Annotated in this window: 13 protein-coding genes; 4 read left to right on the top strand and 9 right to left on the bottom strand. The window is 74.1% G+C overall.

Annotated elements, in window-relative coordinates:
• Nucleotides 1-30: 30 nt before the first annotated feature.
• Nucleotides 31-675 (bottom strand): rhomboid family intramembrane serine protease, encoded by a 645-nt coding sequence (locus AB0L25_RS13865; RefSeq protein ID WP_500171814.1) that lies wholly within the window; start codon nucleotides 673-675, stop codon nucleotides 31-33.
• 107 nt (nucleotides 676-782) lie between these two features.
• On the opposite strand from AB0L25_RS13865, the gene AB0L25_RS13860 reads away from it, so the two are divergent.
• The gene (locus AB0L25_RS13860; RefSeq protein WP_500171812.1) at nucleotides 783-1709 is read left to right on the top strand and encodes an NADPH:quinone oxidoreductase family protein; all 927 of its coding nucleotides are present in this window, start codon (nucleotides 783-785) and stop codon (nucleotides 1707-1709) included.
• Between the two features lie 16 nt (nucleotides 1710-1725).
• Here the strand turns inward: AB0L25_RS13860 and AB0L25_RS13855 are convergent, their stop codons facing one another.
• The gene (locus AB0L25_RS13855) at nucleotides 1726-2178 is read right to left on the bottom strand and encodes a GNAT family N-acetyltransferase (RefSeq protein WP_500171999.1); all 453 of its coding nucleotides are present in this window, start codon (nucleotides 2176-2178) and stop codon (nucleotides 1726-1728) included.
• A 162-nt stretch (nucleotides 2179-2340) separates the two neighbouring features.
• Between AB0L25_RS13855 and AB0L25_RS13850 the strand changes: the two genes are divergently transcribed.
• Nucleotides 2341-2670 (top strand): WhiB family transcriptional regulator, encoded by a 330-nt coding sequence (locus tag AB0L25_RS13850; protein ID WP_500171811.1) that lies wholly within the window; start codon nucleotides 2341-2343, stop codon nucleotides 2668-2670.
• On the opposite strand, the gene AB0L25_RS13845 is transcribed toward AB0L25_RS13850, so the two are convergent.
• From AB0L25_RS13845 to AB0L25_RS13835, 3 genes are all read right to left on the bottom strand, one after another.
• On the bottom strand, nucleotides 2671-3579 hold the full coding sequence (locus AB0L25_RS13845; protein ID WP_500171809.1) for a sulfite exporter TauE/SafE family protein: 909 nt from the start codon (nucleotides 3577-3579) through the stop codon (nucleotides 2671-2673).
• Nucleotides 3580-3700: 121 nt separating this feature from the next.
• A complete protein-coding gene (locus tag AB0L25_RS13840; RefSeq protein ID WP_500171807.1) occupies nucleotides 3701-4282 on the bottom strand; it encodes a hypothetical protein in 582 nt (193 codons plus the stop codon).
• Nucleotides 4283-4327: 45 nt separating this feature from the next.
• Nucleotides 4328-4738, bottom strand: a complete 411-nt coding sequence (locus AB0L25_RS13835; protein ID WP_500171805.1) for an ester cyclase — start codon at nucleotides 4736-4738, stop codon at nucleotides 4328-4330.
• A gap of 165 nt (nucleotides 4739-4903) precedes the next feature.
• On the opposite strand from AB0L25_RS13835, the gene AB0L25_RS13830 reads away from it, so the two are divergent.
• On the top strand, nucleotides 4904-6397 hold the full coding sequence (locus tag AB0L25_RS13830) for a CYTH and CHAD domain-containing protein (RefSeq protein ID WP_500171803.1): 1494 nt from the start codon (nucleotides 4904-4906) through the stop codon (nucleotides 6395-6397).
• A gap of 19 nt (nucleotides 6398-6416) precedes the next feature.
• Here the strand turns inward: AB0L25_RS13830 and AB0L25_RS13825 are convergent, their stop codons facing one another.
• Both AB0L25_RS13825 and AB0L25_RS13820 read right to left on the bottom strand, forming a co-directional pair.
• Nucleotides 6417-7343, bottom strand: a complete 927-nt coding sequence (locus tag AB0L25_RS13825) for an NUDIX hydrolase (RefSeq protein ID WP_500171801.1) — start codon at nucleotides 7341-7343, stop codon at nucleotides 6417-6419.
• The gene (locus AB0L25_RS13820) at nucleotides 7336-9420 is read right to left on the bottom strand and encodes an RNA degradosome polyphosphate kinase (protein ID WP_500171799.1); all 2085 of its coding nucleotides are present in this window, start codon (nucleotides 9418-9420) and stop codon (nucleotides 7336-7338) included. The genes AB0L25_RS13825 and AB0L25_RS13820 overlap by 8 nt, the downstream gene beginning before the upstream one ends.
• A gap of 259 nt (nucleotides 9421-9679) precedes the next feature.
• Here AB0L25_RS13820 and AB0L25_RS13815 point away from each other — a divergent pair, with 259 nt between their 5' ends.
• Entirely contained in the window at nucleotides 9680-9997 is a 318-nt protein-coding gene (locus AB0L25_RS13815; RefSeq protein WP_500171798.1) for a hypothetical protein, read from the top strand.
• 113 nt (nucleotides 9998-10110) lie between these two features.
• Here AB0L25_RS13815 and AB0L25_RS13810 read toward each other — a convergent pair whose 3' ends face one another.
• Together AB0L25_RS13810 and AB0L25_RS13805 are read right to left on the bottom strand one after the other, a co-directional pair.
• Complete coding sequence (locus AB0L25_RS13810; protein WP_500171796.1) at nucleotides 10111-11280, bottom strand: CU044_5270 family protein; 1170 nt, start codon at nucleotides 11278-11280, stop codon at nucleotides 10111-10113.
• A complete protein-coding gene (locus tag AB0L25_RS13805; RefSeq protein WP_500171795.1) occupies nucleotides 11277-11849 on the bottom strand; it encodes an RNA polymerase sigma factor in 573 nt (190 codons plus the stop codon). The genes AB0L25_RS13810 and AB0L25_RS13805 overlap by 4 nt, the downstream gene beginning before the upstream one ends.
• Nucleotides 11850-11928 lie beyond the last annotated feature (79 nt).

Here is an 11928-nt window from a genome sequence, read left to right as displayed (position 1 = left end):
GGCTCGTCTACCGGCGGTCCGGCGCCCCGGTCACGGCACGTCCGCGATAGCGGCCTTCTCCGGGCGGCGGCGCCGCAGCGCCCACGCCCCGAGCACGCCGCCGATCAGCCCGAACAGGTGCCCCTGCCACGAGATGGCCGGGTCGCTCGGGAGGACGCCGAGCAGCATCGTCCCGTACACGGCGACGACGCCGACGGCGATCGCGACGTCCACGAGCCGGCGCTCGAACAGCCCGCGCCCCAGCAGGTACCCGAAGAACCCGAAGATCAGGATGCTGGAGCCGAGGGTGTTCGCCGAACTCGTGAACCACACGCCGAGCCCGCCGACGACGATCACGATCAGGCTCGCGACGAGGAACTTCGCGATCCCCCGCGTCGCGGCGATGAACCCGAGGATCAGGAACGGGACCGTGTTCGCGATCAGGTGCCCGAACCCGGCGTGCATGAACGGCGCGGTGAAGATGTCCGGCAGGTCGTTGACGTTCCAGGGGTCGATGCCGAACCGGTCGAACCACCCGTTCGCCACGTAGTCGACCGTCTCCAGCACCCACATCACCGCGGTGACGGACAGCACCAGGACGGCCGACCCGAGCGCGCGCGCCCCGTGCCTGGCGAGGCCGCCGGAGCGTTGCCGCCGGGCGGGGCCGCCCGCGGCCTGGTCGGGTGCATAGCTCATGAAAGCCACCGTAAGGTCGAGAACCCGTCATCAGGTCAACGACCGGTGGCCGCGAACGGTTTCCACCCGCCGGACGCGCAAGAAATCACTTACGCCATAGTGGGCGGATGCGTGCGATGGTCTGCGAGGAACTCGGTTCGCTCGCCCTCAGGGAGATGCCGGACCCCGAGCCCGGGGACGGCCAGGTGGCGATCACGGTGGAGGCGGCGGGCGTCAACTACGTGGACGCCCTGTTCGTGCGGGGCCGGTACCAGATCAAGCCCCCGCTGCCGTTCGTCCCGGGCAGCGAGGTCGCGGGGACGCTGCCGTCCGGCGAGCGGGTGCTGGCGATGTGCGGGCTCGGCGGGTTCGCGTCGCGCGTGGTCGTGCCCGGGGCGGCGGCGGTGCCGATCCCGGACGCGCTCGGCGCCGCGGAGGCGGCGACGTTCACCCAGAGCCACTGCACGGCCCTGTTCGGCCTGCGCTACCGGGCGGCGCTGCGGGCGGGCGAGACGGTGCTGGTGCTGGGCGCCGGCGGCGGCACGGGCCTCGCGGCGGTGCGGATCGCGACGGCGCTCGGGGCGCGGGTGCTGGCCGCGGCGTCGTCCGGTCCGAAGCGGGACGCGGCGGTCGCGGCGGGCGCGGAGGCGGCGATCGACCTCGCGGACGTGAAAGCGGGCGCGCGCGGCTGGTCGGAGGGCGGCGTGGACGTCGTGTACGACCCGGTGGGCGGCGCGCTGGCCGATCCGGCGCTGCGCTCGCTGCGCGAGGGCGGACGGCACGTGGTGATCGGCTTCGCGTCGGGCGACATCCCGTCGCTGCCGCTCAACCAGGTGCTGCTGCGCAACCGGACGGTCGTCGGCGTCGACTGGGGCGCGTGGTCGATGGCGCATCCGCTGGAGCAGCGGGCCCTGCTGGACGAGTTGCTGGCGATGGTCGCGAAGGGGACGCTGGTGCCGGAGGCGCCGCGGACGGAGCCGCTCGCGGCGGCGCCGAAGGTGCTGGACGACCTGCTCGACCGCCGGATCGTGGGGAAGGTCGCACTCCTCCCCTGATCAGGCGCTCCCCTGATCAGGCGAGGTGGTACTTCATGCCCATGTGGGACGGGCGGAAGCCCATCTTCTGGTAGAAGCGGATGGCGTCGGGGCGCTGCCGGTCGGTGGTGAGCTGCACCAGCCGGCAGCCCCGGGCGCGGGCCCGGTCGACGGCCCAGCCGATGAGGGCCTGGCCGACGCCGTGGCCGCGCTGGTCGGACGCGACGCGGACGCCCTCGATCTGGGCGCGCTCGCCGCCGTTGTAGGTGAGGCCGGGGATGTAGGTGAGCTGCAGCGTGCCGATGATCTCGCCGTCGCGCTCGGCGACGACGACCGTGTTGTTCGCGTCCTTCTCGATGGCGGCGAACGCGGTGAAGTAGGCCTCCGGGATGTCGTCGCCCGGCGTTTCGCGGGTCGCGCCGAGGGGATCGTCGGCCAGAAGCCGGACGATCTGCGGCAGATCGGCCGCCGTCGCCTCGCGGAAGGTCACTTCTTGATCACGCTGCACACCGACCAGGTTATCCGAGCGCTAAGTTGCAGTGTTCCCGCAACGACTTGTAGTACTACGAGTTGTAGTACTACGTTGGGTGGAAGACACCGTCACCTCGACCCGCCAAGCCGGCGGCGTGCCGCACCGCCGCAGGGAGAAGACATGCACAGCAACGACAACGAGGAACACTGGACCGACCACGCGATCTGCCGCGGCGCCGATCCCGACCTGTTCTTTCCGATCGGCTACTCGGCGGAGGTCCTGCGGGAGCAGGAGCGGGCCGCCAAGCGGATCTGCGCCAACTGCCCGGTGCAGGTCGACTGCCTGACCTGGGCGCTGCGCGTCGGCGAGCCCGACGGCGTCTGGGGCGGGACGACCCCGGAGGAGCGCCGCTACCTGCGCCGCACCGCCGAGGCCCCCGCGCGCCGGCCGCTGCCGGTCATCGTCGTCCGCGGCGACGCCTCGACGTCCGAGCACGCCTCCGCGGCCTGATCAGGCCGTCGCCTCCGGGACCGCGGCGGCCGCGGCGGTCCCGCGGCGCTCCTCGCGGTACCGCCTGACCGAGTACGCGACGGCCGCCGCCCAGAGGGCGTAGAGGACGACGTACACGGCGTACCGGACGGGCGCGCCGGCGTCGATCCAGTCGCTGTTCAGCAGCGTCCGGGCGTTCGTGACGATGATCACGCCGCCGACGGCCGCGCCGAGCACCGCCGGCGGCAGGTGCCGCACCAGCCACGCCGCGATCGGCGCGGCGACCAGCCCGCCGAGCAGCAGCGCGGCGGCCCAGCCGGCGTTGATCCCGGCGGTGCCGAGCCCGGCCAGGAAGCCGAGGCTCGCGGCGACCGCGACGAGGAACTCGCTGGTGTCGATGGTCCCGATGACCTTGCGGGGCTCCATCCGCCCGGACGCCAGCAGCGCGGGCGTCCCGACCGGGCCCCAGCCCCCGCCGCCCGACGCGTCCACGAAGCCGGCCACGATGCCGAGCGGGGCGAGGAAGCGGCGGCGCAGCGGCTTGCCCAGGTTTGCGGTGGACGGCCCGCGCCGGGTGAAGCGGACGAGCACGTAGACGCCGAGCGACAGCAGGATCAGCGACATCACCGGCGCGGCGGCCTCGGTGGACAGCCAGGACAGGAACGTCGCCCCGGCGAACGCCCCGGCGGCGCCGGGGATGCCGACCTTGGCGACGACCTTCCAGTCGACGTTGCCGAACCGCCAGTGCGCGGCGCCGGACGCCAGCGTCGTCCCGATCTCGGACAGGTGCACGGTGGCCGAGGCGGCCGCCGGGCTCGTGCCCGCCGCGAGGAGCAGCGTCGTCGACGTCACCCCGTAGGCCATTCCCAGGCTCCCGTCCACCAGCTGGGCGCCGAGGCCCACCAGTGCGAGCACCACGAACGAGCGCATGGCCACCTTCCCTACTTGATAAGTCGGAATACAGGATATTAAGCCACCCGGAGATGTTCCAGGTCAACCGGACTTATCGGTCAGATCGCCGTGCTCCAGGGCCGGAACCGGCCGCCCTCGTCTAGCCCGCCGCGCTCGTGTCCGCCGAGCCCCCGTCGAACGCGTCCCCGTCGAACGGGTCCGCCTCGCCCGTACGCGCATCGCCCGTGCCGGTCGCGCCCGCGGCGATCGCGAGGACGAAGCGGCCGGCCTCCTCGGCGGTCATGCCCGTGTCGGCCCGCACCAGCTCGACGGCCGCCACGACGTCGCCCGCGTCGGCGAGCCGGCGCACGCGGTCCGCCAGCGTGCCACCGCTCCCGCCGCTCCCCGCGGTCGCGCGGCCGCGCCGCCAGCCGCCCTGCAGCGCCTTCACGAAGTCCTTGCCCTCGCTGCGCCCGAGGCCGGCCGCGTCCCGGACGAGCTTCACCGCGTCCTTCGCGCGCCCCTCCGCGAGCAGCGCGCGGACCTTCTCCTCGACCTCGGCGGTGACCTGCGCGCCGATCCACTCCAGCCGCATCCCGTCGACGTAGTTCTTGGCGTCCACGAGGTCCATGCGGGTCGCCTTGCGCACCTCGGCGACGGCCTTGACCACCTGCCCCCGGGAGACCAGCTCCACCACGCGCGTACCGACCTCCGCCGGCACGTACGGCTGCTTGACGGACATCGCACTCCTTCGTCGGACGGATCGGGCCTTCCCGACCTTAGACGCTCAGGAGTCGCCGAACGCTCCCAGCGCCGTCATCAGGCCCACGCCGTCCGACACCACCCAGTACTCGGCGAGCAGCCCGCCCGCGACGCGGAACATGTCCTGCCCGACGAACGACACGCGCGTCCCGGGCGACGCCGTCGCGCCGGGCACCCCGCCCTGGTACGTCCCGTGGAACGTCCACCGCGCCGCCACCGTGTCGCCGCCCACCACGGGCCCCACGTCGAGGGTGTTCACGATGTCGGAGAACAGGTGGCGCGAGTGCCGGATCTGGTCGGCGGCCTCCTTCCGCCCGCGCACCTGCATGGCGGGCCAGTGCCCCACGAAGTCCTCCGCCATGATCTCGTCGAGGACGCCGTAGTCGCCCGCCCACGCGTCGAACAGCCACCGCCGGTAAAGTTCGTCCGCATCCATGACCCCATTGTTCGCATGCGTCCCGGCTCCGTGCCAAGGGGCGGAGGGTTGCCGGCGGGCGGCGAGGGGCGGCGCGGGCCGCGTCCGGCGGCGTTCTACCGCCGTTCATCTTCACGTGAAATGCTGGTCACGTGGGCTTTAACTCGGCGTAGAAGGGGACGCACCGTGGCCGACCGGCACCTGGAGATCGAGCAGAAGTACGACGCGGAGGCGGGGTTCGTGCTCCCGCCGCTGGACGATCTCCCGGGGGTGTCGGCGGCCGCCGAGCCGCGCGTCCACGAGCTGCACGCGACCTACTTCGACACCGCGGACCTGCGGCTGGCGGCGCTCGGGATCACGCTGCGGCGCCGCCGCGGCGGCGACGACTCCGGCTGGCACCTGAAGGTCCCGGCGGGGCCGCACGGCAAGCAGGAGCACCGCGCGCCGCTGGGCCGCCCGCGCGTCGTCCCGGCGCGGCTCGCCGGGCTGGTCGCCGTCCACACGCGCGGCGCGGAGCTGGTGCCCGTCGCGACGCTGGAGACCCGCCGGACGGTCGTGGTCCTGCGGGACGCGGACGGCGCGGGCCTCGCCGAGGTCGCCGACGACCTGGTGTCGGCGTACCGCGAGGAGGGCGGCGAGCCGCGCCGGTGGCGGGAGATCGAGGTCGAGCTCGGCGGCGGCGGGCCGGAGCTGCTGAAGGCGGCGGGCAAGCGGCTCCGCAAGGCGGGCGCGCGGCGGGCGAAGTCGTCGTCGAAGCTGGGCCGGCTGCTCGGCGCGGACGTCCCGGCGGCGCCCGGCGCGGACGCGCGGGCCGCGACGCGGGCTCGGCTGCGGGAGCTGACCGCGAACGGGAAGCTGCCGACGGTGACGGCGGGCGACGCGGTGATGGGGTACCTGGCGGCGCAGCTCGAGAGCCTGATCGAGTACGACCCGCGGGCGCGGCTGGGCGAGGACGACGCCGTCCACCGGATGCGGATCGCGACGCGGCGGCTGCGCAGCACGATGCAGGCGTACCGGCCGGTGCTCGACCCGGCGCGGACCGAGCCGGTGCAGGCGGAGCTGCGGTGGCTCGCGGCGGAGCTGGGCGAGGTCCGCGACCTCGAGGTGCTGCGGATGCGGTTCGCCGACGGCCCCCTGTACCTGCTGGACGACCTGGCCCGGCGGGAGCGCGGCGCGTACCGGCGGCTGAACCTGACGCTGAAGGAGCCGCGGTACTTCGCGCTGCTCGGCGCGCTCGACGACCTGATCGCCGACCCGCCGCTGGGCGAGCGCGCGGAGCACAAGGCCCGCAAGGAGCTGCCGGTGCTGGTGTCGCGGGTGTGGGAGCGGATGGCGCGCCAGTACCGGACGATCGCGACGGCCGACGATCCGGACCTCGCGCGGCACGAGACCCGCAAGGCCGCCAAGCGCGCGCGCTACGCGGCGGAGCTGGCGGCGCCCGTGCTCGGCGCGGCGGCGAAGCGGGTCGCGAAGGACGCCAAGCGCATCCAGGAGGTGCTCGGCGAGCACCAGGACGGGGTGCTCGCCATGGAGCGGCTCCGGTCCTTCCAGGGCCGCGCCCGGACGCCGGAGGACGCGTTCGCCCTCGGCGTCCTGTACGGGCGGGAGGAGTGCCGCGCGGAGACCGCCCGCGACCGGCTCGCCGTCACCTGGTCGCGCACGCTGGGGCCGTCCTTCTAGAGCGCGCGCGCCCGTTCCGCTAGGGGGCGTGCCGTTCCAGGGCGGGCATGGCGTCCCCGGCGATGTGCGCGACCCAGAACTCGCCCTTGGCCAGGCACGGGTCGTCGGGGACCTTCTCGCCGAGCTCCCGGCACAGCCCGGTCACCAGCTCCTCGACGATCTCGCCGTGCGTGCAGACGAGCGCCGGGGCGCCGTCCGCGACGAGTTCGAGGAGGCGCTCGACGGCCTGCCCGGGGCCCGTCTCGCCGACGGTGAACGCGCCGTCGGTCGTGACGGGCGCGCGGGTGCGGCGGGCGTGCGGCAGGACGGTCTCGACGCAGCGGGCGGTCGCGGAGCTGACCAGCCGGACGGGCCCGAACGAGTCCAGCAGCGGCGACAGCCGGGCCGCCTCCGCGCGCCCTCGGGAGTCGAGGGGGCGCAGCTCGTCGGCGTCCCGCCAGTCCGCCTTCGCGTGGGCGGCGGCGTGCCGCAGGACCACCAGCGGACGGGTGGCGGGCGGGCCCGCGAGGAACTCCTCCAGCAGCTCGGCGTCGTGGCGGTAGGACAGCCGGTCGGCGGCCCGCTCGGCGGGCAGCCACTCGATCCGGTCGACCTCCTCGTTCGGGACGAACGCCGCGTCGGCGACCGGGCGCGCCGCCCACCAGTCGACCCGCTTCGTCCGGCCCCGCACCCGGTAGGTGCTCGTCGGGAGGCGGCGGCCGAGCCGCGGCACGATGCCGGTCTCCTCCTCGACCTCCCGGACGGCGGCGCGCAGGACGTGCTCGCCCGGATCGACCTTCCCCTTCGGCAGCGACCAGTCGTCGTAGCGGGGGCGGTGGATCACGGCGAACTCGGGGCCGTCCCGCCACAGGAGGGCTCCCGCGGCGTGGATCGTCCGGGACTCGCCCGTGCCCGTGCCGTCGTCAGTGCCGTCGTCCGTGCTCATGTCGTCACCGGCCTCAGCCATCGACCGTCCTCCAGCGGCGGCTCCGCACCAGGTGCGTCTGAATGTCCTGCAGGGTCCCGCCGGGCGGGGGCGTGTTGCGCGTCCAGGTGCCCTCGCCGTCCAGGCACCAGGCGTGCGCGCCCTCGTCCATGGCCATGTCGATGAGCTCGATCAGCCGGTCGCGCTGCGCCCGGTCGGTGACGCTGACGAGCGCCTCGACGCGGCGGTCGAGGTTGCGGTGCATCAGGTCGGCGCTGCCGATCCACACCTCGGGGTCGCCGCCGTTCTCGAACGCGAAGACGCGGGAGTGCTCCAGGAAGCGGCCGAGGACGCTGCGGACCCGGACCGTCTCCGACAGCTCCGGCACCCCGGGACGCAGCGCGCATATGCCGCGCACCCACACGTCGACCGGGACGCCCGCGCGCGACGCCCGGTACAGGGCGTCGATGACGACCTCGTCGACGAGCGAGTTGCACTTGACGCGGACCCTCGCGGGATGCCCGTTGCGGTGGTTGTCGATCTCGTGCTCGATGCGCTGGACGAGCCCCGACCGCAGGCTGTGCGGCGCGACCAGCAGCCGGTGGTAGGAGCCCTGCCGCGAGTAGCCGGTGAGGTGGTTGAACAGGGCGCTGACGTCCTCGCCGACCTCCGCGTCCGCCGTCAGCAGCCCGAAGTCCTCGTAGAGGCGGGCCGTCTTCGGGTGGTAGTTGCCGGTGCCGATGTGGCAGTAGCGGCGCAGGACGCCGTCCGGGTCCTGGCGGACGACGAGCGCGAGCTTGCAGTGCGTCTTCAGCCCGACGAACCCGTAGACGACGTGGCAGCCGGCGGTCTCCAGCTTGCGCGCCCACGCGATGTTGGCGCGCTCGTCGAACCGCGCCTTCAGCTCTACCACCACGACGACCTGCTTACCCGCTTCGGCCGCGCTCATGAGCGCGTCCACGACCGGCGAGTCGCCGCTCGTCCGGTACAGCGTCTGCTTGATCGCCAGGACGCGCGGGTCGGCCGCGGCGTCCTCGATGAGCCGCTGCACGGTCGTCGTGAACGAGTCGTAGGGGTGCTGGACGAGCACGTCCCGTTCGCGGATCGCGCCGAAGATGCTCGCGTCCTCCGGGATCGCCTCCTTCGACGGGACGAACGGCGGGTACTTCAGGTCCGGCCGGTCGAGGTCGGCGATCGCGGCGAGCCCGCCGAGGTCGAGCGGCCCGCCCACCCGGTAGATCTGGCCCTCCTCGATCGCCAGCTCGGTCGTGAGCAGCTCCAGGACGCCCGCGGAGATCGACTCCTCGACCTCCAGCCGGACGACGGGCCCGAACCGGCGCCGCAGCAGCTCCCGCTCGAGCGCCTGCAGCAGGCCCTCGCTGATGTCCTCGTCGATCTCGAGGTCCTGGTTGCGGGTGACGCGGAACGCGTGGTGCTCGACGACCTCCATGCCGACGAACAGCTGCCCGAGGTGCGCGGCGATGACGTCCTCGAGCGGGGTGAACCGGTCGGGGGACGCCTCGATGAAGCGGGGCAGCAGCGGCGGGACCTTCACGCGCGCGAACATCGTGGCGTCCGTCTCCGGGTCCCGGACGATGACGGCCAGGTTCAGCGACAGGCCCGAGATGTACGGGAACGGGTGCGCCGAGTCGACGACCAGCGGCGTCAGCACGGGGTATATGCGGTCGCGGAAGAACCTCCGCAGCCGCTCCTGCTCGGTCTCCGCCAGCTCGTCCCAGCGCAGCAGGTCGATGCCCTCCTTGCCGAGGGCGGGGCGGATCTCGTCGCGGAAGCAGGCCGCGTGCCGCAGCATCAGCTCGTGCGCGACCGCCCCGGTGCGCTCCAGCACCTCGCGCGGCTGCCGGCCGCTGGCCGACTGCACGGCCAGGCCGGTCGCCATCCGGCGCGCGAGGCCCGCGACGCGGACCATGAAGAACTCGTCGAGGTTGCTGGAGAAGATCGACAGGAACCGGACGCGTTCCAGGAGGGGCAGCGCCGGGTCCTCGGCGAGTTCCAGAACGCGCTGGTTGAAGCGCAGCCAGCTCTCCTCCCGGTCGAGGAAGCGGTCGTCGGGCAGCGCTTCACCGGAACGGGGGATGTGTCCTGGGTTGACGGTCATGTTCGTATTTTCCCTGACCAAGGTGAACGGCTGTGGAACGTCCGGGGTGCCGAAGAGTCAGACACCGTAGATCGTGCCCGTGGTTCCCGTTGATCACTCCGCCGTCCGGCCGTCGATGCGGAACGCGATCGCCCGCCCGCGCGCCGACCCCGCGCCGCGGCGCCGTCCCCCGGCGACGCCCGGTCACCGCCCGCCGGGCTTGCGCGGCCGCAAAAACAAGGGTGCCGTTTTGTCAGACCCTTGGGTAATCATCTTTGTTATGAGCAGAGACACCCATCCGGGGGCGCAGTGCCCGCACTGCCGATCACATCTCGCGCTCGTCCCCCTGTCCGCAAATGGCACGACCGGCCCCGCACTCCCCGTCGTCCTCAAGGAGGAATGGCAGCCTCCCCCCGTCTCCGAGGTGCTCGCGGTTTACGCCGGGCGCGCCGTCGACACCGCCACCGCCGCCCGCGGCGCCGCCAAGGTAAGGGAAAGCCTGAACCGCGCCCGCGCGGTCGCGGCCCAGCGCAGGGCCGCACAGAAAACCGCCCGGCACCGCACCCGGACCACGCCCGCGACCCCTAAGAGCGCCTGATCACATATCGATCACGCCGCCGCGCGAGCGGCCGCGAGAGTTGACGCGCCAAGGGACGGCGCCCGGCCGGAGGCCAAGGCACCGCCCCTGCGATTACCGATGCCCGAAACGGATCAGCGCGGTGCCGAGTCCGTCCATTCCATCGCCGTGACGGCGGCGGAACTCAGCACCGTTCCCGCGGGCCGCTGCACGCCCGGGGCGGGCTCCAGCAGCACCCGTTCGTCCGCCAGCGTCCGTCCGCTCGCCGGGTCGATGACGAGCCGGTGCCGGATCGTCCCGAGGGGCGTTTCCTCGTCGAACGCCACGGCCTGGCCCGTCCGGCCCCGCGAGTCCGTGATCTCGCCCACTCCCTCGACGGACGCCAGCCCGGCCAGCATCCGGAACGCCGCCGCCCGCACCCGCGGCTCGACGGGCATGTCCGTCACCAGCCCCACGGACGTGCGGTAGAGCCACGCGTCGGCGGACATCGGCCGCTCCGCCGACTCCGTGTCGTGCCCCTCGTACCAGCGCAGCAGTTCGGCCTTCAGCTTCGCCGGGTCGGCGGGGAGCGCCTGCAGGTCCGCCATCGTCACGTTCCGGCCGAGCCAGAAGACCTTGTCCCCGTCGACGAGCGGCGAGCTCTGCGTCTCCACCGGGCCCGGCGCGGTCGACGCCTGCAACGGCTTCAGCTTCCCCCCGCCGGGCTTGGTGGGCACCTCGATGGAGAACGTCGTCGGCGATCCCGCGCGCCGCCAGGCCGCCGCGTCCGCCGGCGTCGCCGCCCGCGCCCCGAGCGACCGCTGCCGCGTCCAGGCCCGCCCGCCCGGCTCGCGGGGCGTCCAGGTCTCCTGCTCGGAGCCGAGGACGACCGTGTACCGCGCCCCCGGCTCGCCCACCTCGTAGTAGCTCGACTCGACCTTGGCCACCCGCCAGTACGCGCCCGCCCCGGCGGGCCGGGTCTCGGTCTTCGCGGCGGCCGCGAGCAGCACCGTCCCGGCGTCGAGCGTCCGGACGGGCCCCCCGGCGGCGGGCGTCCCGGGCCCGGGGCCCGCGTCGTCGGCCGCGGGCAGGGACACCGCGACCAGCGCGGCGGCGACCGCCGCGCCCGCGAGGCCCAGCCCCCACACCGGCCGCCACCGGCGCGCCGCCGTGCGGGGCACCGGCACCGCCCGTCCGGCCGCCCCGCCCGGCGCGCCCGCCATCGCCCGCGCCAGCTCGGCGCGCCGGACCTCCGGGTCGACCGGCGCGTCCGGAGCCAGCTCGTCCGGGCGCGCCTCGCGCAGCGTTCGCAGCACGTCGCTCATGACAGTTCCTCTCTGATGATCCCCACTCGTGGACGCTCCTCCGGCCCCGTCCGGTCCGGTTCGGCGCCCTCCTCGACCGCCCGGAGCAGGCGCCGCCGCGCCCGGTGCAGCCGCACGCGCAGCGTCGCCGCCGAGCAGCCCACCACCCTGGCCGCGTCCCGCGGGGCCAACCCCTGCCACGCGACCAGGATCAGCACCTCCCGGTCGGCGTCCGGCAGCGCGGCCATCGCGCGCAGCACCGCGAGGCGCTCGGCCACCTCCTCGGCGACGTCGCCGCGGGGCCGGGGCGCCCAGCGCCCCAGTTCCGCCGCGAACGCCGCGCGCCGGGCCTCGGCCCGGTGATCGGCGCGCAGCACGTTCCGCGCGACGCCGAGCAGCCACGGCAGCGGCGGGTCGGGCACGTCGGCCAGGCGCCGCCACGCCACCGTGAAGGTCTCGCTCACCACCTCGTCCGCGACCTGCCGCCCGGCACGGCTCGCCGCGTACGCCCACACGCGCTGCCGGCACGCGTCGTACATCGCGGTGAACCGCCGCCGGTCGGCGTCCTGATCGGGGGCTTCGTCCGCCACCGTGGGCTCCTCCGTCCGTCAGGTGTGTTCCGTCACGAGGTAGTGGCGCGGGGGGCACCATCGTTACCGGGGGTGTCCC

Origin of the sequence: Spirillospora sp. NPDC052242, assembly GCF_040679555.1 — a bacterium.
GTDB lineage: Bacteria > Actinomycetota > Actinomycetes > Streptosporangiales > Streptosporangiaceae > Spirillospora.
This window is presented reverse-complemented; position numbering and strand designations above follow the sequence as displayed.